24 protein-coding genes are annotated in these 25,279 nt (G+C 59.8%); 7 read left to right on the forward strand and 17 right to left on the reverse strand.

The features are described 5' to 3' along the window. Nucleotides 1–84 precede the first annotated feature (84 nt). Both ASE80_RS06425 and mgrA read left to right on the forward strand, forming a co-directional pair. A complete protein-coding gene (locus ASE80_RS06425; RefSeq protein WP_082463572.1) occupies nucleotides 85–1,413 on the forward strand; it encodes an OprD family outer membrane porin in 1,329 nt (442 codons plus the stop codon). 108 nt (nucleotides 1,414–1,521) lie between these two features. Then, nucleotides 1,522–2,559, forward strand: a complete 1,038-nt coding sequence (mgrA, locus tag ASE80_RS06430) for an L-glyceraldehyde 3-phosphate reductase (RefSeq protein WP_056858182.1) — start codon at nucleotides 1,522–1,524, stop codon at nucleotides 2,557–2,559. 540 nt (nucleotides 2,560–3,099) lie between these two features. Here the strand turns inward: mgrA and tauD are convergent. The 7 genes from tauD to ASE80_RS06465 all read right to left on the reverse strand — a co-directional run bounded on the left by tauD (nucleotide 3,100) and on the right by ASE80_RS06465 (nucleotide 11,248). Beyond that, complete coding sequence (gene tauD, locus ASE80_RS06435; RefSeq protein WP_056858183.1) at nucleotides 3,100–3,936, reverse strand: taurine dioxygenase; 837 nt, start codon at nucleotides 3,934–3,936, stop codon at nucleotides 3,100–3,102. An 11-nt stretch (nucleotides 3,937–3,947) separates the two neighbouring features. Then, nucleotides 3,948–4,784: a taurine ABC transporter permease TauC gene (gene tauC, locus ASE80_RS06440; RefSeq protein ID WP_056858184.1), complete on the reverse strand. Its 837-nt coding sequence runs from the start codon at nucleotides 4,782–4,784 to the stop codon at nucleotides 3,948–3,950. Next, nucleotides 4,781–5,560 carry a taurine ABC transporter ATP-binding subunit gene (gene tauB, locus ASE80_RS06445; protein WP_056858185.1) on the reverse strand — a complete coding sequence of 260 codons (780 nt, stop codon included), beginning with the start codon at nucleotides 5,558–5,560 and terminating at the stop codon, nucleotides 4,781–4,783. Before tauB ends, tauC begins: the two co-directional genes overlap by 4 nt. Nucleotides 5,561–5,578: 18 nt before the next feature. Further along, the gene (gene tauA, locus ASE80_RS06450; protein ID WP_056858186.1) at nucleotides 5,579–6,556 is read right to left on the reverse strand and encodes a taurine ABC transporter substrate-binding protein; all 978 of its coding nucleotides are present in this window, start codon (nucleotides 6,554–6,556) and stop codon (nucleotides 5,579–5,581) included. Between the two features lie 183 nt (nucleotides 6,557–6,739). Beyond that, on the reverse strand, nucleotides 6,740–8,323 hold the full coding sequence (gshA, locus tag ASE80_RS06455; RefSeq protein WP_056858187.1) for a glutamate--cysteine ligase: 1,584 nt from the start codon (nucleotides 8,321–8,323) through the stop codon (nucleotides 6,740–6,742). A gap of 214 nt (nucleotides 8,324–8,537) precedes the next feature. Beyond that, the gene (locus ASE80_RS06460) at nucleotides 8,538–8,921 is read right to left on the reverse strand and encodes a PaaI family thioesterase (RefSeq protein ID WP_017135364.1); all 384 of its coding nucleotides are present in this window, start codon (nucleotides 8,919–8,921) and stop codon (nucleotides 8,538–8,540) included. After that, the gene (locus tag ASE80_RS06465; protein ID WP_056858188.1) at nucleotides 8,921–11,248 is read right to left on the reverse strand and encodes a Tex family protein; all 2,328 of its coding nucleotides are present in this window, start codon (nucleotides 11,246–11,248) and stop codon (nucleotides 8,921–8,923) included. Before ASE80_RS06465 ends, ASE80_RS06460 begins: the two co-directional genes overlap by 1 nt. Nucleotides 11,249–11,605: 357 nt before the next feature. Here ASE80_RS06465 and ompR point away from each other — a divergent pair, with 357 nt between their 5' ends. Together ompR and ASE80_RS06475 are read left to right on the forward strand one after the other, a co-directional pair. Next, nucleotides 11,606–12,346 (forward strand): osmolarity response regulator transcription factor OmpR, encoded by a 741-nt coding sequence (gene ompR, locus ASE80_RS06470; RefSeq protein ID WP_017135366.1) that lies wholly within the window; start codon nucleotides 11,606–11,608, stop codon nucleotides 12,344–12,346. Between the two features lie 117 nt (nucleotides 12,347–12,463). After that, a complete protein-coding gene (locus ASE80_RS06475; protein WP_056858189.1) occupies nucleotides 12,464–13,777 on the forward strand; it encodes an ATP-binding protein in 1,314 nt (437 codons plus the stop codon). Nucleotides 13,778–13,916: 139 nt separating this feature from the next. Here the strand turns inward: ASE80_RS06475 and rimK are convergent, their stop codons facing one another. The 3 genes from rimK to rimA are packed head-to-tail and all read right to left on the reverse strand — an operon-like array spanning nucleotide 13,917 to nucleotide 16,094. Further along, the gene (rimK, locus tag ASE80_RS06480) at nucleotides 13,917–14,822 is read right to left on the reverse strand and encodes a 30S ribosomal protein S6--L-glutamate ligase (RefSeq protein ID WP_003171022.1); all 906 of its coding nucleotides are present in this window, start codon (nucleotides 14,820–14,822) and stop codon (nucleotides 13,917–13,919) included. Continuing rightward, a complete protein-coding gene (gene rimB, locus ASE80_RS06485; protein WP_005783815.1) occupies nucleotides 14,819–15,301 on the reverse strand; it encodes a retropepsin-like aspartic endopeptidase RimB in 483 nt (160 codons plus the stop codon). Before rimB ends, rimK begins: the two co-directional genes overlap by 4 nt. A 13-nt stretch (nucleotides 15,302–15,314) precedes the next feature. Beyond that, the gene (gene rimA / locus ASE80_RS06490) at nucleotides 15,315–16,094 is read right to left on the reverse strand and encodes a S6 modification regulatory phosphodiesterase RimA (RefSeq protein WP_056858190.1); all 780 of its coding nucleotides are present in this window, start codon (nucleotides 16,092–16,094) and stop codon (nucleotides 15,315–15,317) included. A 115-nt stretch (nucleotides 16,095–16,209) separates the two neighbouring features. Here rimA and ASE80_RS06495 point away from each other — a divergent pair, with 115 nt between their 5' ends. Further along, nucleotides 16,210–16,617: an RNA-binding S4 domain-containing protein gene (locus tag ASE80_RS06495; protein WP_017135369.1), complete on the forward strand. Its 408-nt coding sequence runs from the start codon at nucleotides 16,210–16,212 to the stop codon at nucleotides 16,615–16,617. 135 nt (nucleotides 16,618–16,752) lie between these two features. Here ASE80_RS06495 and ASE80_RS06500 read toward each other — a convergent pair whose 3' ends face one another. Continuing rightward, on the reverse strand, nucleotides 16,753–17,556 hold the full coding sequence (locus ASE80_RS06500) for a phosphatase PAP2 family protein (RefSeq protein WP_056858191.1): 804 nt from the start codon (nucleotides 17,554–17,556) through the stop codon (nucleotides 16,753–16,755). Nucleotides 17,557–17,660: 104 nt separating this feature from the next. On the opposite strand from ASE80_RS06500, the gene hslO reads away from it, so the two are divergent. After that, complete coding sequence (hslO, locus tag ASE80_RS06505; RefSeq protein WP_017135371.1) at nucleotides 17,661–18,563, forward strand: Hsp33 family molecular chaperone HslO; 903 nt, start codon at nucleotides 17,661–17,663, stop codon at nucleotides 18,561–18,563. A 179-nt stretch (nucleotides 18,564–18,742) separates the two neighbouring features. After that, the gene (locus tag ASE80_RS06510; RefSeq protein WP_056858192.1) at nucleotides 18,743–20,284 is read left to right on the forward strand and encodes a phosphoenolpyruvate carboxykinase; all 1,542 of its coding nucleotides are present in this window, start codon (nucleotides 18,743–18,745) and stop codon (nucleotides 20,282–20,284) included. A gap of 56 nt (nucleotides 20,285–20,340) precedes the next feature. On the opposite strand, the gene ASE80_RS06515 is transcribed toward ASE80_RS06510, so the two are convergent. The 6 genes from ASE80_RS06515 to ASE80_RS06540 all read right to left on the reverse strand — a co-directional run bounded on the left by ASE80_RS06515 (nucleotide 20,341) and on the right by ASE80_RS06540 (nucleotide 25,143). Then, on the reverse strand, nucleotides 20,341–21,204 hold the full coding sequence (locus ASE80_RS06515; RefSeq protein ID WP_236708809.1) for a DMT family transporter: 864 nt from the start codon (nucleotides 21,202–21,204) through the stop codon (nucleotides 20,341–20,343). Between the two features lie 160 nt (nucleotides 21,205–21,364). Continuing rightward, nucleotides 21,365–21,721 carry a DUF1493 family protein gene (locus ASE80_RS06520; RefSeq protein WP_056858194.1) on the reverse strand — a complete coding sequence of 119 codons (357 nt, stop codon included), beginning with the start codon at nucleotides 21,719–21,721 and terminating at the stop codon, nucleotides 21,365–21,367. Nucleotides 21,722–21,990: 269 nt separating this feature from the next. Beyond that, nucleotides 21,991–22,623, reverse strand: a complete 633-nt coding sequence (locus tag ASE80_RS29905) for a DUF1493 family protein (protein WP_225933021.1) — start codon at nucleotides 22,621–22,623, stop codon at nucleotides 21,991–21,993. Then, nucleotides 22,623–23,144, reverse strand: a complete 522-nt coding sequence (locus ASE80_RS06530; RefSeq protein ID WP_236708810.1) for a hypothetical protein — start codon at nucleotides 23,142–23,144, stop codon at nucleotides 22,623–22,625. The genes ASE80_RS29905 and ASE80_RS06530 overlap by 1 nt, the downstream gene beginning before the upstream one ends. 184 nt (nucleotides 23,145–23,328) lie before the next feature. Beyond that, entirely contained in the window at nucleotides 23,329–23,649 is a 321-nt protein-coding gene (locus tag ASE80_RS06535; protein ID WP_056858196.1) for a hypothetical protein, read from the reverse strand. Nucleotides 23,650–24,105: 456 nt separating this feature from the next. Then, nucleotides 24,106–25,143, reverse strand: a complete 1,038-nt coding sequence (locus ASE80_RS06540; RefSeq protein WP_371920512.1) for a S8 family peptidase — start codon at nucleotides 25,141–25,143, stop codon at nucleotides 24,106–24,108. Nucleotides 25,144–25,279: the final 136 nt, after the last annotated feature.

A 25,279-nucleotide genomic window follows, 5' to 3' on the forward strand; every position in this document is an offset into this window, starting at 1 on the left:
ACTGCGTAATTGTGTGAAGCGTTTGACGCTTTCATTTCAGAACAGTGACGGAGACCGGTAACAATGAAGACGTTAATAAGCCCCATGGTGGGTGCCGCCATGGCGAGCTTTATGCTGTCCGCCCATGCCGATTTTATCGACGACAGCCACGCCGACGTGACCCTGCTCAACCGCTATCTCAACCAGCAGGGTCGTGATGTGGTGGGCAGCAACGCCAAGGCGCATAGCGTGCGGGATTGGGGCCAGGGTTTCGAGTTCAACTTCAAGTCCGGCTACACCGAAGGCCCGGTGGGTTTTGGTCTGGATCTGCAGGCGTTTTACGGTCTGAAACTCGATTCCGGCGGCGATCTTAACGACAAAGACCACCAGAGCCGCTACCCCGGCAGCATGTTCCCGCTGGATAACGGCAAGTCCGCCGACCAGTTCGGTGTGCTCAGCCCAACGTTCAAAATGCGCTTCGCCAAGGATGAGCTGCGCGTCGGCACCTTGTTCGGCAACAACCCGGTACTGGCCAACACCGACGGCCGCCTGTACCAGCAGACCAACACTGGCGTGCAACTGGTCTCCAAAGACCTCAGCGACTTCACCTTCACCGGTGGCGATATCTTCAAGACCAAGATCCGCAACGAAACCGGCGACCAAGGCATGATCACCGCCGGCGGCACCAAAGAGAGCGATCGCTTCCTGTTCGGCGGGGCGGATTACACCGGCATTCAGAACACCACCGTGAGCCTGTGGTATTCCAATCTTGAGGACTACTACCAGCAGTTCTTCCTTGGTGCCAAACGCCATGACGCGTTGAGCGTGGGCGCCATCGACACCGACGTGCGCGTGTTCCGCAGCCTTGGTGTAGGCGCCAACGCCGACGGCGATAAAGACTTCACCGGCGCCGGTCTGTATGGCGACGGCACCAGCAAAGGCCGCATCAACCAGACCACCGCCAGCCTGCTCGAGAGCTACAGCCTGGACGGCCACACCGTCGGCCTGGGCATCCAGAAAAACAGCGGCGACAGCGACTTCCCGTACCTCGATTCCGGCCTCAACAGCGGCGACAACCGCCAAGGCCCAGGCTCTGGCGCCGACACCCCGGCGCTCACCAACATGCAGTTGAATAAATTTCAACACGCCGGTGAGCGTACTTGGCTTGCGCAGTACAAGTACGACTTCGGCAAGCTGGGCCTCACCGGCCTGACGTTCTCTGCTGCCTACGCCCACGGTGATGACATCCGCACCGTGCAAGGCACCACCAGCGAGTGGGAACGCAACATTGCCGTGGCATACCAAGTACCGACCGGCACCCTCAAGGGCCTGGGCGTGACCTGGAAAAATGCCCACGCCAGCCCGGACATTACCGGTGCCACCGTCCAAGATGAAAATCGCTTTTATGTCAGCTATGTCGTTCCACTCTGGTAGGAAATTGCTGTAGAACGGAAGGGCAGGCTCAAGCGATTCAGCTGGTTAAAAGGCCTGGGAATAACCTTATTCCCAGGCCTTATTTGCCTACGTCCAAGAGAGGATTCGATGACTTACATTGCTGCCGAAAACCGCTATGAATCTATCCCGTACCGCCGCGTAGGCCGCAGTGGGTTGGTGCTGCCGGCACTGTCCCTGGGGCTGTGGCACAACTTTGGCGACAGCACCCCGATCGACACCCAGCGCGCCTTGCTGCGCACCGCATTCGACCTGGGGATCAACCACTTCGACCTGGCCAACAACTACGGCCCACCGTATGGCAGCGCCGAGATCAACTTCGGCCGTTTGCTGCGTGAAGACTTCAAGCACTACCGCGACGAACTGATCATTTCCAGCAAAGCCGGTTGGGACATGTGGCCCGGCCCTTACGGCCAGGGTGGCGGTTCGCGCAAATACGTTCTGGCGAGCCTGGACCAGAGCCTGCAACGCCTGGGCGTTGACTACGTGGATATTTTCTACTCCCACCGTTTTGACGCCGACACCCCGCTGGAAGAAACCGCCAGCGCACTCGCCACTGCCGTGCAACAGGGCAAGGCGTTGTACATCGGTATCTCGTCTTATTCCGGAGTAAAAACTCGCGAAATGGCTGCGCTGCTGCAAGAGTGGAAAGTGCCGCTGTTGATTCACCAGCCGGCCTACAACCTGCTCAACCGCTGGATCGAAAAAGACCTGTTGGACACCACCGATGAGCTGGGTGCCGGTGTGATTGCCTTCACGCCGCTGGCCCAGGGTTTGCTCACTGACAAATACCTCAACGGCGTGCCGGCCGATGCGCGCGTCAACCGCCCGGGTGGCGGCTCGCTGCAGGCCAAGCACTTGTCCGAAGCCAACATTGCCCATGTGCGTGGGTTGAATGAAATCGCCAAGCGCCGCGGCCAGAGCCTCGCGCAACTGGCCCTGGCCTGGACCCTGCGTGACCCACGGGTGACCAGTGCCTTGATTGGTGCGAGCCGGCCGGAGCAGATCATTGAAAACGTCGGTGCGTTGAAGAACTTGAGCTTCAGCGCGGAAGAACTGGCGGAGATCGACCGGTTTGCGCAGGAAGGCGGGATTAACCTGTGGGAAAAACCGTCCACTGCTGAATAAGCTGGTACAACCCGGTCAAAAATGTGGGAGCGGGCTTGCTCGCGAAGGCGGTGAGTCAGTCGACGAATCTGTTGGCTGACACTCCGCTTTCGCGAGCAAGCCCGCTCCCACATTTGATCTTCAGTGTGGCAAATTCACTCAGTTGTACTCGGTCAATGTGGGAGCCGGGCTTGCCCGCGATGGCGGTGTGTCAGTCGATGAATGTATGGGCTGGTACGCCGCTATCGCAGGCAAGCCAGCTCCCACATTTTTGATCTTCAGTGTGGCAAATTCATTCGGTTGAACTCGGTCAATGTGGGAGTCGGGCTTGCCCGCGATGGCGGTGTGTCAGTCGATGAATGTATGGGCTGGTCCGCCGCTATCGCAGGCAAGCCAGCTCCCACACTTTGATTTTTTCAGTGTGGAAAATTCATTCGGCAGTACTCGGTCAATGTGGGAGCCGGGCTTGCCCGCGATGGCGGTGTGTCAGTCGATGAATGCATGGCCTGGTCCGCCGCTATCGCAGGCAAGCCAGCTCTGACTTTTGATCATCGCCAGGCGCTAGAACGGCACGTCGCCCAGGATCGTGGCGCGATGCATCACGCGCCGCTGCGGCCGGTAGTCATCCACGGCGTAGTGCTGGGTCACGCGGTTGTCCCAGAATGCCACGTCGTTCTCCTGCCAGCGCCAGCGAATGGTGAATTCCGGCCGCGTTGCGTGGGCAAACAGCAGCTTCAGTATGGCCTCGCTTTCCGCCGGCTCCAGTTCGTTGATCTTGGTGGTGAAACCGTCACTGACAAACAGCGACTTTCGCCCGCTTACCGGGTGCGTGCGCACCACCGGGTGTGACAGCGGCGGATTCTTCTTGCGGGTCTCCTCCCAGCGCGCCAGGTCTTCGGCGGTGTTGCCAAAGCGCTCCAGGGGGAAGGATTTGGTGAAGTCGTGCGTCGCCGTGAGGCCATCGAGCAGGCGTTTGAGTGGCTCCGACAAGGCTTCATATGCCGCTATGCCACTGGCCCACAGCGTGTCGCCACCAAAGGCCGGCAGCAGCTTGGCGCTGAGCACCGCGCCGAGCGCAGGCGTCGGCAGGAAGGTCACGTCGGTGTGCCATACGGCGTTGTCGCGCACGTCGGTCACGGCGGTGTCGAGGATCAGCACTTCGGGCTGTTCCGGCACGTTGGGGTAGATCGGGTGAATGTGCAGGTCGCCAAAATTTGCCGCAAACCGCGCCTGTTGCTGCGGGGTGACGGCCTGGCCACGAAAGAACAGCACCGAGTGGCTGAGCAGCGCCTGCTCAATGGCGTCACGTTCTTCAAGGCTCAACGGTTGGGTGATATCGACGCCACTGATCAGGGCGCCCAGGGCGGTGCTGATTGGCGTAACGGTCAGGCTGCTCATGCGGTTCTCACTCAATGTGCCTGGCCATGCCAAGGCACTAATTTGCGCTGCAGGGCACGCAGGCCCATTTCCATGGCGAAGGCAATCAGGGCGATCACTAGAATCCCCAGCACTACCACGTCGGTGACCAGGAACTGCGCCGCCGACTGCACCATAAAGCCCAGGCCGCTGGTGGCGGCGATCAGCTCAGCGGCAACCAGGGTCGACCAACCCACACCCAAGCCGATGCGCACGCCGGTAAGGATGTCGGGCAGGGCGCTCGGCAGGATCACATGGCGAATCAACTGGGCGCGGGTGGCGCCCAACGACTGCGCGGCACGCAGCTTGGCCGGGTCGACCGTGCGCACGCCGGTCGCGGTGGCGATGGCGATAGGCGCAAAAATCGCCAGGTAAATCAGCAACACCTTGGACAGCTCACCGATGCCGCACCAGATCACGATCAGCGGCAGGTAAGCCAGGGGCGGAATCGGCCGGTAGAACTCGATCAGCGGGTCGAGGATGCCACGGGCAATGCGGTTGGAACCGATGGCAATCCCCACCGGCACGGCGGTCAGCACCGCAAAACCCAGGCCCAGGCCGATGCGCGTGAGGCTGGCGCCCAAGTGCTGCCACAAGGTGGAATCCATATAGCCGGTGGTCGCCAGCAGCCAGCCTTTTTGCAGCACGGCGGACGGTGGCGGCAGGAACAGCGGTTCGATCACGCCAGTGGCAGTGACCGCCCACCAGAGCGCCAGCAAGGCGACCAGGGTGAGTACGCTGATCCAGCGTGTGCTCAGGCTACGACGTACCGCAATGACCTTGTGTGTTACCGGCTTGGCGGCCGTGGCGGGAAGTTCGTAGCTGCTCATGCGGACACCTGCCGTTGCGAGAACACTTTGCCCAGCACGTGTTCACGGGTTTCGATAAAGCGCGGATCGGACTTGATCGCCCGCGCCGATTCACCGGCGGCGTAGCGTTGACCGAAGTCCAGGTGCAGGCGCTCGACGATCTGGCCTGGGTTGGGCGCCAACAGGATCAGGTCGGTGGCGAGAAATACCGCCTCTTCAATGTCATGGGTAATCAGGAACACCGGCTTGGCCGTGCGCCGCCAGACTTGCAGGAGCAATTCCTGCATCTGTTCGCGGGTGAAGGCATCGAGGGCGCCGAAAGGCTCGTCCATCAGCAATACGCGCGGGTCAGCCGCCAGTGCGCGAGCCAGGCCCACACGCTGTTTCTGGCCGCCGGAAAGCTGCCAGACACGGCGGCTGTCGAAACCGGCGAGGTCGACCAGGGCGAGCATTTCCCGGGCGCGCACTTCACGTTGCGCCTTGGGCACACCGGCCAGCTCCAGGCCGAAGCCGACGTTGGCCAGCACGTCCTGCCAGGGCAGCAGGGCATCGTCCTGGAACACCACGCCGCGTTCGGCGCTCGGGCCTTTGACCGGCACGCCATCGAGGGTGATGCGCCCGGCAGAGGGTTCGACGAAACCGGCAATCAGGTTCAACAGCGAAGTCTTGCCACTGCCGGACGGGCCGAGGGCCACCAGCAATTGCTGAGGCCCAAGGTCGAGTGAAATATCGGACAGTACCGGTTCTGTGGCGCCTGGGTACTGTGCGCTGATGCGCTCCAGTTGTAGCAAGGCCATCGCGAGGAACTCCTTGAATCAGTTAGTGATGAACTTGGCGCTGACGTAAGGGGCGTAGTCCGGCAGCACGGCGTCGACTTTGCCTTGTTCCTTGAGGAACGCGGCGGTGTCGGTCACAGCCTTGGTAGTCGGTGCGCCCAGCAGGGTCACTTGGTCAGCCGCCAATGGGTAGACGTTGCCTTGCAGCAGCAGTGGAATGTCACTGGCCTTGGCGCCGGAGAGCTTCACCAGCTTGTCGACGTTGCCTTTGTCGGCCAGCCAGGCCTGTGGGTCTTTGCGGTAGGCGGCGTAGGCGTCCAGGGTGACCTTGGCGAAGGCCGTGACGATTTCCGGGTGTTTTTCGGCGAAGTCTTTGCGCACGATCCAGGCATCGAAGGTGGGCGCGCCGAACTTGGCCAGTTCGCCGGAGGTGATCAGCACTTTGCCGTTTTCCTTGGCGACGCCCAGGGCCGGGTCCCACACGTAAGTCGCGTCGATATCGCCGCGCTTCCACGCCGCGATGATTGCCGGCGGTGCGAGGTTGAGAATGGTCACTTTGGACGGGTCGATGTTCCAGTGCTTCAGCGCGGCCAACAGGCTGTAGTGGCCGGTGGAAACGAAGGGCACGGCAATCTTTTTGCCGATCAGGTCCTGTGGGCTGTTGATCCCCGAACCATTGCGCGCTACCAGCGCTTCGGCGCCGCCGATCTGGGTGGCGACCAGGAAGGTTTCCACCGGCACTTTGCGTGTCACCGCAGCGGTCAGTGGGCTGGAACCGAGGTAGCCGATCTGTACGTCGCCGGAAGCGATGGCGGCAATGATGTCGGCGCCATTGTCGAATTTGCGCCAGTCGATCTTGGCGTTGGTAGCTTTTTCATACGCGCCGTCAGCCTGGGCGACTTTCGCCGGGTCCACGGTGGTCTGGTAGGCGATGGTCACATCTGCCGCCTGGGCAAACAGGCTGGCACCGGCCAGGGACAATGCGGCCAAGAGGCGCAATGGGGTAAGCAGTTTCAAGGGGAAGCTCCTCAATCAGGCGGCCGAGGGTCGGCGTGTGAGGAGACTAAATGATCTAAGAACTCGAAAATAAATAACATTTTCGAATTAGCTTATGAGTAGAAGAGTGAGCGCAATCTTCAACCCAATGAAGGCAAATGTGGGAGCTGGCAAGCCAGCTCCCACAGGGGACCGAGCAAGCCTTTAGTTACTGATCGCCAGAATGCTTGCCTGGTACGAGCCGACAAACACGTCAAAGTCGCCCACTTCGTTTTGCTCCAGCTCCACCTGCTGGGCCAGCGACTTGCGCGCCAGCTCTTCAAAGCGTGCCTGCTCCTCGGCCGGTAACGGCTCCTGACGGAAGTGCGCGGCGTGAACCTCGCTCTGGTGCAGTGAGAACTGCGCAAAACTCTCTTTGCGCTCGGCCATCGTTGCCAGCACTTGGGCCGACGGCGTCAGGGACGAGTCCTTGACCTTCGCCAACTGAGCGTCCAGCGCCTGGCTGTGCTCGGTGATGCCATGGCTCTCATCCAGCAAGGCCGCCAGCGGGGCGATCTTCTCCAGCAGCTCGGTGGCCCATTCCTTCATGTCCACCGCCTGGCCGTCACGCTGCAATTGCAGGCCTGGGCGACGGCCCTCCTTGACCACACTAAGGAAGTTGGAGGTGGCATTGCCGCACTCGTTGTTGGCGAACAGCGGGCTGTCGTTCAACGCGCAGTACAGCAGGAACGCATCGAGGAAGCGTGATTCCGGCAGGTCGATGCCCATCGGCAGGAACGGGTTGATGTCCAGGCAGCGCACTTCGATGTACTGGATGCCACGGGCCATCAGCGCCTGGATCGGCCGTTCGCCGGTGTAGGTCACGCGCTTGGGGCGGATGTTGGAGTAGTACTCGTTTTCGATCTGCAGGATGTTGGTGTTGAGCTGCACCCACTCACCATCCTTATGGGTGCCGACTTCGACGTAAGGCGCGTAGGGCGTTGCCACCGCTTCACGCAGGCTGTCGGTGTAGCTGCTCAAATCGTTGTAGCACGGCGTCAGGCCGGCTTGGGCGTTGCTCTGGTAACCCAGGTCGCTCATGCGCAGGCTGGTGGCGTACGGAAGGTACAGCGTGTCGGCGTCCAATACTTCCAACTGGTGCGAACGACCGCGCAGGAAACCCGCGTCCAGCGCCGGTGAGGCACCGAACAGGTACATCAACAGCCAGCTGTAGCGGCGGAAGTTACGGATCAGCGCGATGTAGGCCGTGGACTGATAGTCGCGGTCGGTGCCGACGAAGCCTTCAGTCTCCTTGAGCAATGGCCACAGCTGTTCCGGCAGGGAAAAGTTGTAGTGGATGCCGGCGATGCACTGCATGGTCTTGCCGTAACGCAGGGCCAGGCCCTTGCGGTACACGTACTTGAGTTGGCCGATATTGGAGGTGCCGTAGTAGGCAATCGGAATATCTTCCTCGGCCGGCAACGGGCACGGCATCGAAGGGCTCCACAGGTACTCGCTGCCGAGCTTGCTGTAGGCAAACCGGTGGATCTTGTCCAGGCTGCTCAGGGTATCGGCCGGGTTGGGCAGGGCGGGAGTGATGAACTCCAGCAGCGATTCCGAGTAGTCGGTGGTGATCAATTCATTGGTCAACGCGGCGCCCAGGGCTTCGGGGTGCGGCGTTTGTGCCAGGCGACCCTCACCGGTGACGCGTAGGCATTCACGCTCGATGCCGTGCAAGCATTGCTCTAGCAGGGAGAGGTGTTCGCGCTTGCCGAGCAGGGCCAGGCGGCGGTTGAGAAGTTCGCTCAAGTTGGATTCCTTCACGCGTCAGTCGCCCCAATATGGGGGTGGGCAGGACGGTCTACAAGGGTGAAGTTGAAACTGGCGTTATCGCCTGGTTTAGAGTCGATTTGGCTCACATTGAAAAAGCCTACTTCACTCCATGAATTGGGCTATAGCGCAGCAAGAAAATTCCGACGCTGTTGTCGCAGCGCCGAAATTAACTCAAATCGAGGGCGGGGAGCTAGAGGACAGCGAAGGTGCCTTGTGCTTTTGCGACAAGTCTTTCGCCTTGATACACATCGGCCTCCACCACCAATGTGCGTCTGCCGGCGTGAATCACCCGGCTGGTGCACAGCACATCACCGTCTTCGACGGCGCGGATATAGTTGATCTTGCACTCGATGGTCGCGCTCTGCTGGTCAAAACCATGGGCGCTGGAACAGGCCAGCCCCATGGTGATGTCGACCAGGCTGAAAATCGCCCCGCCATGGAGCTTGCCCGCGCGGTTGCGCAGCTGCGGCTCCAGGGTCAGGGCCACCTCGGCAACGCCCTCGTCCAGGCGTTGCAGGCGGCAGCCGATCAGCTCGCTGAACGCGCTCTGGGTCAAACCGGCCGGGATTTCCATCAGCGTTTCTTCAACTGTTTGGCGTTGGCGAACAACGACGCCATGGCGTTGTTGCTCGGCGCGGCCGTCGCGGTAGGCTCTTTACGCGGCGCATTGCCCTGAGACTGGCGCGGTGCGGAGCCTGGGCGCGCACCACGGGCGCCGTCGATTTTCTCGCCGGGGGTGTCGCTCATGCGCATCGACAGGCCCACGCGTTTACGCGGGATATCGACTTCCATGACCTTGACCTTGACCACGTCACCGGCTTTGACCGCTTCGCGCGGGTCCTTGATGAACTTCTCCGAAAGCGCAGAGATGTGCACCAAACCGTCCTGATGCACGCCGATGTCCACAAAGGCGCCGAAGTTGGTCACGTTGGTGACCACGCCTTCGAGGATCATGCCCGGCTGCAGGTCCTTGAGGTCTTCAACACCGTCCTGGAACTCGGCAGTCTTGAACTCGGGACGCGGGTCGCGGCCAGGTTTTTCCAGCTCTTGCAGGATGTCGGTGATGGTCGGCACGCCGAAGGTTTCGTCGGTGTACTTTTTCGGGTCCAGGCGCTTGAGGAACGCGGCGTCACCGATCAGCGAACGGATATCACGGTCGGTCTCGGCGGCAATACGCTGTACCAGCGGGTAGGCTTCCGGGTGGACCGCAGACGAGTCCAGCGGGTTATCGCCGTTCATGACGCGCAGGAAGCCGGCGGCCTGTTCAAAGGTTTTTTCGCCCAGGCGTGCGACTTTCTTCAGCGCGGCGCGGGTTTTGAACGCGCCGTTCTCGTCGCGGTGAGTAACGATGTTTTGCGCCAGGGTGGTGTTCAGGCCGGAGATACGCGCCAGCAGCGCGACCGAGGCGGTGTTTACATCGACGCCCACCTTGTTCACGCAGTCTTCCACCACCGCATCCAGGCCGCGTGCCAGTTTCAGCTGCGAGACGTCGTGCTGGTACTGGCCGACACCGATGGATTTAGGGTCGATCTTCACCAGCTCTGCCAGCGGGTCTTGCAGGCGGCGAGCAATGGAGACAGCGCCACGGATCGACACGTCGAGGTCCGGGAACTCTTTGGAAGCCAGTTCCGACGCCGAATACACCGAAGCGCCGGCCTCGGAAACCATGACCTTGGTCATCTTCATGGCGGGGTATTTTTTGATCAGTTCGGCGGCCAGCTTGTCGGTTTCACGGCTGGCGGTGCCGTTGCCGATGGCGATCAGGTCCACGGCGTGCTTGGCGCACAGGGCGGCCAGGATGGCGAGGGTCTGGTCCCACTTGTTGTGCGGCACGTGCGGGTACACGGTGGCGTGGTCCAGCAGCTTGCCGGTGGAGTCGACCACCGCAACCTTGCAGCCGGTACGCAAGCCCGGGTCGAGGCCCAAGGTGGCACGCGGGCCGGCCGGTGCGGCCAGCAGCAGGTCGTGCAAGTTGTGGGCGAACACGTTGATCGCCTCGGTTTCGGCGCCGTCGCGCAGCTCGCCGAGCAGGTCGGTTTCCAGGTGGGTGTAGAGCTTGACCTTCCAGGTCCAGCGCACGACTTCACCGAGCCACTTGTCCGCAGGACGGTTCTGGTTCTGGATGCCGAATTGTTGACCGATCATGCCTTCGCACGGGTGCATGGTGCCCGGCAACTCGTCGCCGACTTTGAGCGCGGAGCTGAGAATGCCTTCGTTGCGACCCCGGAAAATCGCGAGTGCGCGGTGCGACGGCATGCTCTTGAGCGGTTCGTCGTGTTCGAAATAATCGCGGAACTTGGCGCCTTCTTCCTCTTTGCCGGCGATAACGCGAGCGCTGAGAATGGCTTCCTGCTTGAGGTAGGTGCGCAGTTTTTCCAGCAGGCCGGCGTTTTCAGCGAAACGCTCCATGAGGATGTACTTGGCACCTTCGAGGGCGGCCTTGACGTCGGCGACGCCTTTTTCGGCATCGATAAAGCGTGCGGCTTCGGTTTCCGGGGCCAGCGACGGGTCGTTGAACAGGCCGTCGGCCAACTCGCCCAAACCGGCTTCCAGGGCGATCTGGCCCTTGGTGCGGCGTTTCTGTTTGTACGGCAGGTAAAGGTCTTCGAGGCGGGTCTTGGTGTCGGCGAGCTTGATGTCGCGTTCCAGCTGCGGGGTCAACTTGCCCTGTTCCTCGATGCTGGCGAGGATGCTGATGCGCCGTTCGTCGAGTTCTCGCAGGTAGCGCAGGCGCTCTTCCAGGTGACGCAATTGGGTGTCGTCGAGGCTGCCGGTCACTTCTTTACGGTAACGGGCGATGAAAGGCACCGTGGAGCCTTCATCCAGTAGCGCGACGGCCGCTTCGACCTGTTGTGGGCGTACACCGAGTTCCTCGGCAATGCGGCTGTTGATGCTGTCCATAAAACCACCTGAAATGCTTGAAAGCAGCTCGCAGGCCCGGAAAACAAGGCGTTGCGAGGCTGGTTGAGCGGCGCCAGCGGCGCCGCTGCCTGGGTCAAAAGGCTGCCTATTGACCCTCGAAATCGGGAAATTGCTGCCCCGCGCTGAAAAAACGGCTGAGGCTGCAAACAGTAAAGTCTGACAGTGCCCTGCATGAAGGCGCCGCATTATAACCAGCGTTCTGCCCTTGGGGGGTACTGCGCCGGTGGTTGTAGGACGTGGGTTCGCTGGCGGTGGAGGAAAAATCTGCTAACAATGCACACGGTGCGTATAACGGCAGCTACGCCATAATGCGCGCCGAGATAAGAGGAGCATCTAATGAGCAGCACTGCACAAACTGCTGAAGGCGAAAAAATTCTCATCGTTGACGACGATCCGGGGCTGAGCAGCCTGCTGGAACGTTTTTTCAACTCCAAGGGCTACCGTGCCCGCGCGGTGCCGAACACCGAGCAGATGGACCGCCTGTTGGGGCGTGAAGTGTTCAACCTGGTCGTACTCGACCTGATGCTGCCCGGCGAAGACGGCCTTACCGCCTGCAAACGCTTGCGCGGTGCGAACAACCAGATCCCCATCATCATGCTGACCGCCAAGGGCGATGAGCTGAGCCGCATCAAGGGCCTGGAACTGGGCGCTGATGACTACCTGGCCAAGCCGTTCAACCCTGACGAGTTGATGGCCCGGGTCAAAGCCGTATTGCGTCGCCAGGCACCGCCGGTACCGGGCGCGCCAGGCAGCGAAGACGAGAGCGTCACCTTTGGTGAATACGAGCTGTCACTGGCGACACGCGAGCTTAAGCGTGGCGAAGAAGTGCACATGCTGACCACCGGCGAGTTCGCCGTGCTCAAGGCATTGGTGATGAACGCTCGCCAGCCGCTGACCCGCGACAAGCTGATGAACCTGGCCCGTGGCCGCGAATGGGACGCCCTGGAGCGCTCCATCGACGTGCAGATCTCCCGGTTGCGCCGGATGATCGAGCCGGACCCGGCCAAGCCGCGGTACATCCAGACGGTGTGGGGCGTGGGTTATGTGTTTGTGCCGGATGGCACTGCTACCAAGTGACCGATGACTTGCAGGCGCGGGCATCCCGGCGTTTGACTCCTTGAGGGTCGACGGGATGCCCGGCGTCTGCAATTCTGCGAGCGCCGCTCGTTCCTGCAAGGTGTTTAGCTGTCTCCTATGAAAACCCCGTTGTGGTTCCCGCAAAGTTTCTTCTCTCGCACCCTTTGGCTGGTGCTGATCGTCGTGCTGTTTTCCAAGGCACTGACGCTGGTTTACCTGTTGATGAACGAAGACGTGCTGGTAGACCGGCAGTACAGCCACGGCGTGGCGTTGACGTTGCGCGCCTATTGGGCGGCCGACCCCGAGAACCGCGAGAAAATCGCCAAGGCCGCCACCCTGGTTCGTGTGGCGGGCGCAGGCGTGCCGGAGGGCGAGCAGCATTGGCCCTACAGCGAGATCTACCAACGGCAGATGCAGGCTGAGCTGGGTGAAGACACCGAAGTGCGGCTGCGTATGCATGTGTCGCCCGCCTTGTGGGTGCGTGCGCCGAGCCTGGGGCAGGACTGGCTGAAAGTGCCGTTATACCCGCACCCGCTGCGGGGGCAGAAGATCTGGAACGTGCTGGGCTGGTTCCTGGCCATCGGCTTGCTTTCGACGGCGTCCGCGTGGATTTTCGTGCGTCAGCTTAACCAGCCACTTAAACGTCTGGTCTTTGCCGCGCGCCAACTGGGGCAGGGGCGCAGTGTGCGCCTGCCGATCAGCGATACGCCCAGTGAGATGACCGAGGTGTACGGTGCCTTCAACCAGATGGCGGAGGATGTCGAACAGGCCGGGCGCGAACGCGAGCTGATGCTGGCGGGCGTATCCCATGATTTGCGCACGCCGCTGACGCGTTTGCGGCTGTCTCTGGAGTTGATGGGCAACCATAACGACCTGACCGACGACATGGTGCGCGACATTGAGGACATGGACGCGATTCTCGACCAGTTCCTGGCGTTTATCCGTGATGGCCGTGATGAGGTGGTGGAAGAGGTCGATCTCACGGACCTGGTGCGTGAGGTGGTGGCGCCCTACAACCAGAATGGTGAACAGGTGCGTATGCGCCTGGAGCCGATCCAGCCGTTTGCATTGCGTCGGGTGTCGATGAAGCGCCTGTTGAACAACCTGATCGGCAACGCCTTGCATCACGCGGGTTCCGATGTGGAAGTGGCCGCCTATGTGTCCGGCGACAGCACTGCGCCCTATGTGGTGTTGAGTGTGATGGACCGTGGCACGGGCATCGACCCGGCGGAGCTGGAAGGTATTTTCAACCCGTTCACCCGTGGCGACCGTGCGCGGGGCGGCAAGGGCACGGGGCTGGGGCTGGCGATTGTGCGGCGAATTGCTTCGATGCATGGCGGCAATGTTGAGCTGCGCAACCGCGAAGAAGGCGGGCTGGAAGCGCGGGTGCGCTTGCCGCTGGGCTTAATGTTGCCTAGAGACGCGGTCTAAAAAACAACAGCAACCCAATGTGGGAGCTGGCTTGCCTGCGATAACGGTGTATCAGTTAACAAATGGGTTGCTGACCCACCGCTATCGCAGGTAAGCCAGCTCCCACAGGTTTTTTCGGTGGGTGGAAGGCCGGGTTGTATCAACCCTTGCCCTTGGTCCGAGTCATATTCGGCCCACCATTCTTCTCCAGATGCTGAATGATGATCCCCGCCACATCCTTGCCGGTGGTGGTCTCGATCCCTTCAAGCCCCGGTGATGAATTCACCTCCATTACCAGCGGGCCATGGTTGGAGCGCAGGATATCCACGCCCGCGACTGCCAGGCCCATCACTTTGGCGGCGCGCAGTGCAGTCATGCGTTCTTCCGGGGTGATCTTGATCAGGCTGGCACTGCCGCCACGGTGCAGGTTGGAGCGGAACTCCCCCGGCTTGGCCTGGCGTTTCATGGCGGCAATCACCTTGTCGCCAACCACGAAACAGCGGATATCCGCACCGCCGGCTTCCTTGATGTATTCCTGCACCATGATGTTCTGCTTGAGGCCCATGAACGCCTCGATCACCGACTCGGCGGCAGTTGCCGTCTCACACAGTACAACGCCGATACCCTGGGTGCCTTCGAGTACCTTGATCACCAGTGGTGCGCCGTTGACCATCTCGATCAGGTCGGGGATATCGTCGGGGGAGTGGGCAAAGCCGGTCACCGGCAGGCCGATTCCCCGGCGTGACAGCAGTTGCAGGGAGCGCAGCTTGTCCCGCGAGCGGGCAATGGCCACCGATTCGTTGAGCGGGAACACGCCCATCATTTCAAACTGGCGCAACACCGCGCAGCCGTAGAAGGTCACCGAAGCGCCGATCCGCGGGATCACCGCATCAAAGCCTTCCAGCGGCTTGCCTCGGTAGTGGATCTGCGGCTTGTGGCTGGCAATGTTCATATAGGCACGCAACGTGTCGATCACCACCATTTCATGGCCACGTTCAGTGCCGGCCTCGACCAGGCGGCGGGTGGAATACAGACGCGGGTTTCGCGACAGCACAGCAATCTTCATGCAGCACCTGGGGCAGAAATAGTAGAGACCGGGAACACCGGCTTGTCTTGAACGTACTTGACGCCGGGGTTGACCACCAACTGGCCGTCAATCAGCGCCTTGGAACCCAGCAACAGGCGGTAACGCATGGCCTTGCGGCAGGCCAGGGTGAATTCCACCCGCCATACTCGGTCACCCAGTGCCAGGGTGGTGCTGATTACATACCGCACCTGTGCGTGGCCGTTGGAGCTCTTGATGGTTTTCATCGTCACCAGCGGCGCTTCGCAGCGACGATGACGCAGTTGCACCACGCTGCCCAGGTGCGCGGTAAAGCGCACCCACTTCTCACCGTCGCGCTCAAAGGGCTCGATATCGGTGGCGTGCAGGCTCGAGGTGCTGGCACCGGTGTCGATCTTCGCGCGCAGGCCGGCCACTCCCAGGTCGGGAAGGGCCACCCACTCGCGCAGACCCACAACGGTCAAATGGTCAAATGTCTTCAATATGGGTAACCGGTCAGTTCGCCCAGGCCTGGGGTGAAACCTCGGCCAAGGCTTTAAATGCAGGCTTGGCGAACCAGTAGCCCTGCATCAGAAATATTCCGCAGTTGGACAGGAAGTCACGCTCGCCGGCACTTTCGATACCTTCAGCAATGACAGTAATCCCCAACTGCTCACAGATTGTGACAATCCCCTGGACAATTACCTGCCGGACACGATCCTGGTCGACATCGCGAATCAGCGCCATGTCGAGTTTGATCAAGTCAGGTTGAAAATCGGCCAGCAGGTTCAGCCCCGAATAGCCGGCGCCGAAGTCATCGATGGCGGTCTTGAAGCCGAATTCGCGGTATTCACGCAGAATATTGGTCAAATGGCGATAGTTATCTACATGCTCGTTTTCCAGCGTTTCGAAAATCAACCGATCCAGCGGGAAATTATGCGCGCGGGCCGCCTCCAGCGTGCTGCGAATGCACAACTCCGGCCGGTACACGGCATTGGGCATGAAGTTGATCGAAAGATAGCTTTGCATTCCCAGGGCGGCGGCCCCCGCAATCGCCTGAGTACGGCAGCGTTGGTCAAAGCGATAACGGTTGCTGTCGTTGACCTGGTCCAGCACCGACAATGCCCCTTCACCGTGAGTGCCGCGCACCAATGCTTCGTGGGCAAAAATCGACCGGTCGCGAAGGTCTACGATAGGCTGGTAGGCGAAGGAAAAATCGAAACCCAAGGCTTCGCTTTGCTGGCAACCTACGCAACGCTGGTTGGGCGAGGTGAGTGAGGTGGGAAAGTCGGTCACAGCGTATCCTCGCGAAAACAGGGGGTGTCTGGCGTATCTTAGGTGAGGCTTGGGATTTATGCGTTGAAGAGGTTCAACGGTAAAGTTGCGACATTTTTCAGAGCGAGGAATTCAAGTGGCTCAAAAGCAGGAAGAGGAAGAAAAGGTCCGTTTGGACAAGTGGCTGTGGGCGGCGCGCTTTTACAAAACCCGTGCCCTGGCCAAGGCGGCCATCGAGAGCGGCAAGGTGCACCATCGCGGCGAGCGCTGCAAGCCGGGCAAGGAACCGCGCGTCGGGGACGAGTTGCAGATCCGCACCGGTTTTGACGAAAAGACTGTGGTGGTGCAGGCGCTGTCCGTCGTGCGTCGTGGCGCGCCTGAGGCGCAGGCGTTATATGCCGAAACCGAAGCCAGTATCGCCAAGCGCGAAAACGCGGCGGCTATGCGTAAGGCCGGGGCTACCGGCATGACCACCGACGGCAAGCCGAGCAAGAAGCAGCGGCGTGATTTGTTCAAGTTTCGCGGCAGTGGCAATGATGATTGATTGCAGATTTCCCCCGGAAAAAAGAGATCAAATGTGGGAGCTGGCTTGCCTGCGATAGCGGTGGGTCAGCCACCCTCTCAGTCACTGACCCACCGCTATCGCAGGCAAGCCAGCTCCCACATTAGGACTACGGTGTTACGCGGCTATGCGCATGACACTTAAGCGCCCGATGACTGGCAGCTTCCCGAGCAACCCGAAAACCGGCGCCGTCACCCGCATCAGCAACCCGGACACCTTCGCCGCATACGGCGTGTAATACCCCCAACCCAACGCCAACAACGCCAGCAACACCCCGCCGATGTAATCGTCCTGGCCCCAATGCGCGCCCGCCACCAGCCTTGGCATCATGAACAACAGCGCCAAGCCCCAGATCACTGCCACCTGGGTGAATCGCTGGGCAAACACCGTCATGAACATGCCCCAGATCAGCAGCACCGACGCATGATCACCCGGGAAACTCTGGCTGGAACGATCCTTCAGTTCCCAGGTTTTCTCCAGTCCCGGGAAATAATCACTCATATGAATCGCGCCGCTGATCACCATCGACGGGCTGCTGTGCTGCCAGCCCATTTGTGCCGTGAGCTTGGAAAACAGCATGCGGATAAACAGCAACAGCAGCAGAATGCTGATGAAACCAAAGAACGCCTGGCGCACCTGGATGGCCTGGAACACCCAGTCACCGCGAATCAGCAGCGTCAGCAAAATCACCCCGACCACGGCATCGAACGGTCGCAAACTGGCCACTGCCCACACATGCAACCACGTCGAATGGCTTGCCAGTGGGTCATTGAGCAGATGAAACAGCCATTCGTCGAAAACCACACACAGCATCTGTCCCGTGGGCCACAGCCAAAAACACAGCAGCCCGATAGCGACTAGATTGCACAAGGCCAACCTCCCGAGGTTCCACCTGGCTTGGAACAAACCCGGATTGTTCATAAACTGTCCCTCTTCGCTCTGTAAAAACGCACCAAAAAGGTGCCAAAGCGTTTAATTCTATAAACCTTGTAACCAATTTGTCATCAATTCAGATACCCAGACCTATGACTGATCTACCGGATACCGACTTCACCCAACGCTTTATCTTCGACGAGAACGACGCCCGCGGCGAACTGGTCTCGCTGGAGCGCAGCTATGCCGAAGTCCTCGCCAAGCACCCCTATCCGGAGCCGGTCGCGCAACTGCTCGGTGAGCTGATGGCGGCGGCCTCGCTGCTGGTAGGCACCATGAAGTTCGACGGTTTGCTGATTTTGCAGGCCCGTTCCGAAGGCCCGGTGCCGATGTTGATGATCGAGTGCTCCAGCGAGCGCGAAATCCGTGGCCTGGCCCGTTACGAGGCCGACCAGATCGCGCCGGATGCAACCTTGTCTGACCTGATGGCGAACGGCGTGCTCGCGATCACTGTCGACCCCACCGAAGGCCAGCGTTACCAGGGCATCGTCGACCTCGACGGCGAAACCCTCTCGGACTGCTTCACCAATTATTTCGTAATGTCCCAGCAGGTCGGCACCAAATTCTGGCTCAACGCGGACGGCAAACGCGCCCGTGGCCTGCTGCTGCAGCAACTGCCGGCCGACCGCATCAAGGACGACGATGAACGCACCGACAGTTGGCGCAAACTGACCGCCCTGGCCGGTACCCTGACGGCTGAAGAGTTGCTGGGCCTGGACAACGAAACCATCCTGCATCGCCTCTACCACGAGGAGGCCGTGCGCCTGTTCGACGCCCAGGGCCTGCGCTTCCGTTGCAGCTGCTCGCGTGAGCGCTCCGCCAACGCCTTGGTTAGCCTGGGCCTGGAAGATGCGCAGCAATTGGTGGTGGAACATGGCGGCAATATCGAGATCGACTGCCAGTTTTGCAACCAGCGCTACCTGTTCGATGCGGCCGATGTCGCCCAATTATTCGCCGGCGCAGGCATCGACACCCCCTCCGACACCCGCCACTAAAACGTTTAAGCACAGGTAAATCACCTGACAAACGCCGGATTAGCGCAGTTCTGACGGGAGGGCCCTACTCTTTTTGGGCTTTTCTGGCATAATCCGGCCCACTTTTTTCGCGGTAGTAGTGCGCAACTTTCTACTACAAAACGTTTGGAGCACTCGGCCATAGGCCGACGGGGAACCTCATGACGCAAGCCAATAACGCCGTATACACCGATCTGAGTGTTGACGATCTGGTCAAAGAAGCCCTGCAGCGCGGTGAAGGCGTGCTTGCCGATACTGGCGCGCTGGTCGTAGAAACCGGTCATCGCACCGGTCGTTCGCCGGTTGACCGTTTCATCGTTGAAGAGCCTTCCACCCAGGACGCAATCGCCTGGGGCCCGATCAACCGCAAGTTCCCGGCCGACAAGTTCGATGCCCTGTGGGCTCGCGTCGAGGCATTCAACAACGCGCAAGAGCATTTCGTTTCCCATGTTCACGTAGGGGCTGCAGAAGACCACTACCTGGCCGTGAAAATGACCACCCAGACTGCCTGGCAGAACCTGTTCGGTCGTTGCCTGTTCATCAACCCGGCCCAGTACAACCCGGCCGGCCGTGATGAGTGGCAAGTGCTGAACGTCGCCAACTTCGAATGCGTGCCAGAGCGTGACGGCACCAACTCCGACGGTTGCGTGATCCTCAATTTCGCCCAGAAAAAAGTGCTGATCGCCGGTATGCGTTACGCCGGTGAAATGAAAAAAGCCATGTTCTCGGTGCAAAACTTCCTGCTGCCGGCCGCCGACGTGCTGCCAATGCACTGTGCCGCCAACATCGGCGAAGCCGGCGATGTGACCCTGTTCTTCGGTCTGTCGGGCACCGGTAAAACCACCCTGTCGGCCGACGAAAGCCGTTACCTGATCGGTGACGACGAACACGGCTGGGGCGAAGGCGTGGTGTTCAACATCGAAGGCGGTTGCTATGCCAAGTGCATCGACCTCTCCGAGAAGAACGAGCCGGTAATCTGGAAAGCCATCAAGCACGGCACCGTGCTCGAAAACGTGGTGATCGACGAGGCCAAGCACGCCGACTACACCAACGTCAGCCTCACCCAGAACAGCCGCGCCGCCTACCCGCTGGAGCACGTTGCCAAGCGTTCCGAGAAGAACCTGGGTGGCGAGCCAAACGCTGTGATCTTCCTGACCTGCGACCTGACCGGCGTACTGCCGCCCGTGTCGATCCTCAGCGAAGAGCAAGCGGCCTACCACTTCCTGTCCGGCTACACCGCTCTGGTGGGCTCGACCGAAATGGGTTCGGGCAGCGGCATCAAGTCGACCTTCTCCACCTGCTTCGGCGCGCCGTTCTTCCCACGCCCAGCCGGTGAATACGCAGAACTGCTGATCAAGCGCGTGCGCGGCTTCGGCTCCAAGGTCTACCTGGTCAACACCGGCTGGACCGGCGGCGGCTACGGCGTCGGCAAGCGCTTCAACATCCCGACCACTCGCGGCGTGATCGCAGCGATCCAGAGCGGCGCGTTGATCGGTGCAGAAACCGAGCACCTCGACACCATCAACCTCGACGTGCCTTTGGCCGTACCGGGCGTTGATACCGGCTTGTTGAACCCACGTAACACCTGGGCTGACAAGGCTGCCTACGACGAAGCGGCGAAAGCGCTGGCGGGTCTGTTCATCGAGAACTTCAAGAAGTTTGAAGTGAGCGATGCGATCAAGGCGGCCGGGCCTAAGTTGTAAGGTTCGGTTGTTGTGAAAAAGCCGCCCTCCGGGGCGGCTTTTTTGTGGGCGAAAGGTTAGACGGCGATATGCAAAACCACGGCGCCGATCAGCACCAGTGCGACGCCCACGACCTGCACTGCCGACAACCGCTCCTTGAAAAATACAAACCCCAGAATCGCCGCAATCCCACCCGACAACGTACTGATCACCGTCACAACCGAAACCGAGCCGGCCATCGCGCCCCACGAAAATGCCGAGAACCCGCCCAGGTTCATCAAGCTCGCGCCGGTCAAGGTCGCGCAGTTTTTCAGTGGTGGAATCTTCAGGCCGTCCTGGATTTTCAGCACCATTACCACCAGCACGCACAGGCCCACCAGGTAACCCAGCCACAACATGGTGATCGGCCCCAACGCCGGCAGCGTGTAGCGGCCTTGCAACCAGAAGCTGGTGCCGTACAGCAAGGCGGCGAGCATGGCGTAGGCGATGGACTGGCGCGGGTTGTTGTGGGGCGTGCCGTTGTCCTTGTGGATGCTGGACAGGATCACGCCGATTACGCAGAGGCCGATGCAACCGAGTTGGATCAAGTTGATGTGTTCGCCGCTGGCCCAGGACAGCAGGGTGGTGACTACGCCGTAAGAGGTCACCAAAGGCGCAACGATGGCAGCTTTGCCGAGTGCGAAGGCCTTGGACAGCGCCAGCGCGCCGGAGACGGTGAGCAGGGCGGCGGTGATGCCCAGGAGCCAGACGCTCAACGGGGCATTCAGGGATTTGAACAGGAAAACCGGGAAGATCACCAGCAACAGCGTCATGATCAAAAAGCCAAGGGCTTGGCCGAAATACACCGCGCGTTTAACGCCCACGGCTCGGGCGTTGAGGCCCACGAGAAAGTCCGTGCCGCCCCAGAGGAGGGCGGCCAGCAGGCCCATTATTACGTCCATGTAAGGTCCTTGTTATTGGGTCAAATCGCCAGACTAACGCATAACCCCTGTGGGAGCGGGCTTGCTCGCGAATGCGGTAGATCAGTGAGAAATACTCTACCTGACACGCCGCTTTCGCGAGCAAGCCCGCTCCCACATTTGATCCTCGGTGGTCTTGGGATCAGCTCAGGTTTTCCAGGGTTTGCGTATCCCAGCTGTGGGTCTTGATCGCCAGATAGAGCATGCCGATGGTCAATGGCACCTTGTCGCCGCGCCCTTTGGCGCGGCGCTTGAGGAACACATCGAACACCGGCGGTTTGAAGTAACGATAAGCATCGTAGTCGCCCAGGTCGAGGGCAAACTCTTGTTCCAGCGCGTCCATCAACTGCTTGGCCTCGCTGCCATCGCAGCTCAGGTCGAAATTGAGCGAAGTTTCCAGGCGAAGGGTCTTGTGCTTTGGCAGGCCGATTTCTTCGTGCAGCAATTGCAGGAGTTGCTGCATCACGGGGTCTTCGGGGAAGTTGGGGGCCAGGTTCATGGTGGGGGCACGCAGAAGTGGGTGAGGGGGAGGGTTGCGTTGGCGGCGGAATTTGTTTCGGGTGATGAAGAGTGCCAAGCCTATCAAGAATACGAAGATAGGGAGCAAGGGCATTCTAAGGATTACTGCCATGTAGGGTAATAAGAACGTCAATGCCAGGCCGGTTACGAGGCACGTGATTGCAAGGCGTTTTCTCAGAATAGAGTCAGTGATCTGGTAATGCAGTAAAAGGTAAAAACCAAAGAAACAGGCTAGTTGCAGGACGATATTCATGACTCTTGAAATCTCCTTGCTTCGAGTGCCCGTGTGTTCCAGCGTTTGGCTTTGACGGCCTGGTAGAGCATGTCGATGGTGAGCGGGATTTTGCCTTTGCTGCCTCTGTCCACATGTCTCAAATACATGTCAAAGCCTCGACGCTTGAAATAGCGATTGCTCCTGTAGTCTCCGAACGTCATGCCGAAATCTTGCTTCAGTGCGGCCATCAATTTTCTAGCCTCAGAGCTGCTGCATCCGAGATCATGATTTATTGAAGTGCTGAGGCTGAGAGCTTGATGTTTGGGCAGGCCCACGTCTTCATTCACGAGCTGCAGGAGGTGACGCATGACGGGGTCGTCGGGAAAGTCGGCTGCCAGGTTAAGTGTGGGGGCGACGAGCAATGGGTGAGAGGACCTGATTCGGCTATAACGGTGCCGATCCAGATATAGGCCCGAGCCTAATAGCAACGCACCTATAGGCAGGCTTGGGAGTCGGACTTCCTGTGCCCAGTAAGGGAGCCATATTGCGCAGATCAGGCCCACAGCGAACAGTAATAAACCGACATATTTTCTAAGGTTTTTGGACCTCATTTTGTTGTCCAGGACAACGCTCACCACGATAAAAATGATCCATTGGACGTATTCCATCAACGTCTCCCTCCTCCCTGAAATTGAATGACCATTGCAGACATTGAGCGCTGAGGACCTATTCCTCCGTCTACCTGAGCTTCACTTCCGACGATCACATCACCTGCGTGATAACTGCGAATGATGTTTTTGGTGAATAGACCCACTGTGACGCCGACAACGCGTGCTACAGGTTTCGAAAGCGGGTGAAGGGGAACGCTGAAGGCCCCAGCCAGTAGCAAGGTGACGATGGTCCCGCGTTCGTTAAGCAGTTCAGCTTGTTGTCGGGTCAGTGGCTTGGAGATCGCGACTGTCATCTTGCAAGGCAAATCTCGGGCGAACATCTTTTCGTAGAGATCCACCAGTCGATAGCGCACTTCGTTTGCCGAAGTACCAGCTTCCAGCAAGCAGAGGTTTGTCAAAACGTGCTTGTGGGTGGGTAAAACGGTAAGGCGAATCACCATGAAGGTGACGCCGTAATGGCCGATGTATTGAGTCCTTTCGATATTCACGGGTTTTTGCCGGGACAGTTGAGAGGTCACCAGTTTCGGTCATATGAAGGGAGGTTATGTAGAGGGTGAGATAGCTGTTTTAAGCAGTTTGGGAAGAGGACTACACGGGGTTTGTCTGCTTCCCACAAAGCTTTCCGGCATTTGCGATTTGACAGTGATTTTTTTGGCAACACCCAGCCAATGTGGGAGCCGGGCTTGCCCGACTCCCACAGGTTTAGCTCAGTGGTTGGCTTGGTTGGGGCTGCGTGTCGACTGCCGGTTGCAGTTGGACGTGCTGCGCTGCTTCCAGCAGATCACAGCCATCCTGCACCAGCAGATATAGGGCATTGATGACGTGGGAAATGCCTTTGAGGTCGGCGTGTTCGTAGGTCAGGCAGGTGAAGGTTTCCAGCAAGTCAGTGGCAGCGCGGATGCGCTGGTGTGCGGCGCACTGGATATCTTCGGCGGCGGCTTCGGTGTCGATGACGAGAGGGTGGGTGTCGGTGAAGTTGGTGCGTAGCTGACGATAGCGATCCATCGTTTCAGGTATTTGCATTTGAAGGTACTCGGTTTGCTGTTAGGTAACCGACATCACCGTGGCCAAACGGTGGGTGGCGGACTGTGCGCAGGTTGGCCAGCCGGAAACAGCAATCCGGCACGTCCGAAGACGTCCCACACACAGCCGCCATAACAGTGCTTTACGAGACGATAGACGTTCGCAAAGCATGTAGTGGCACTTATGTGCGCTGTTTTCGAGTGACCAAACCCGATCGCTGACTTGGCAGCGATGGGCCAAACCTTAGAAGTGGGCGTTATTTCGAGCAATAAACAGATGGTTTAAGTAGGGGCTCAGATCGTTCCCACGCTCCTGCGTGGGAATGCCTTCCGTGACGCTCTGCGTCACCACTGCCGAAGGGTAAAGCCGTGCGCGGATGGCGGGACGCGGAGCGTCCCAGGCGGCATTCCCACGCAGAGCGTGAGGAACGATCAGGTGGGACGGCCATCGCCAAGCCTACAGACGCGAAGCCGCATCCAGGTCCATCAACCCGCGTCCGTAGGCTTCGCTGTTGGCATAGATCCCCGTCCGATTGGCGGTGCTGAGCAAGCGTTCGCGAACCTGCTGCGGGGTCATTTCGGGAAAGCGGCTCTGCAATGCCGCCAGGGCGCCGCTGACCAGTGCGGCGGCCGGGGAAGTGCCTGCTGTCGGCCCATAGCTGCCATCTTTCTGTGTCGTCAGCAGGCCCGCTCCGCCATCGCCGCCCGGTACGGCAATACACCAGCGCGCAGCAAGCCCGCAGTAGTTGGACTTGAGGTTGATCGCGCTACCATCATTTTTGAGGGCCATGACGGCGATCCAGCCTTTTTCCAGTTCCGGCACCAAGGCAGGCAGGCCGGGTTCGGCAAGCGGCTCGCGTTTGACCTCGTTGCCGGTTGAGAACACAAAGACCGCGCCTTCAGCCACCAGGTGTTTGGCCGCCTCCAGTGAGTCGCCCATCAGGCGTTCATAGATCGGCACTTCATTGGTGTTGGCTTCAATGGGGTTTGCCCAGGAGTTACTGAAAAAGCGTGCGCCTTGGGCATGTGCCAGGCGCCAGCCCTGGGCAATTTCGCTGTCGAAATAAAACGGCTCCTTATCGTCGCCGAAGCGCATGGGGATTAACTGGGCGTTGAAGGCGATCCCGTGCATGCCTTGAGCGTTCTTGTTGGCGGCGAGAATACCGGCCATTTGCGTGCCGTGGCCCTTGATGTCGACAGTGCCAGGCTGTTGGCGAACAAAGTCGTAACCGATGTCGGCCAAGCGCCCTTGGAACTCAGGTAATTCACTGTTGAGGCCTGAGTCTATCAGCGCCACTTTCACGCCTTGGCCAGTGCCGCCACGCGCATAGAGGGTGGATGCCTTGACGATGGGCAATGCATTTGCGGCGAAGTATTCAGGCGTTTCAAAGGCGCGCACGGCCAATTGCTCGGAAGTGGGTTTTGGCGGCGCTGCACAGCCCATCAGCAGCAAGGGCAATGCGAGAAGCAAAGAAAACGATGGCATGCGAGACATTCACGACTCCTTGTCGGGGGTTTAATCAAGCGTGCTACTGTCTGCGTTTTTGCGCGGGCTTGCTGGTTTTCTCTGTATCAGTTTGTAGCGTTTATCCCCGACCTTTTACTGATCGCTGGTCTATGTTTTTGACTCG

Origin of the sequence: Pseudomonas sp. Leaf15, from assembly GCF_001421425.1 — a bacterium.
GTDB classification, from domain to species: Bacteria; Pseudomonadota; Gammaproteobacteria; order Pseudomonadales; family Pseudomonadaceae; genus Aquipseudomonas; species Aquipseudomonas salomonii.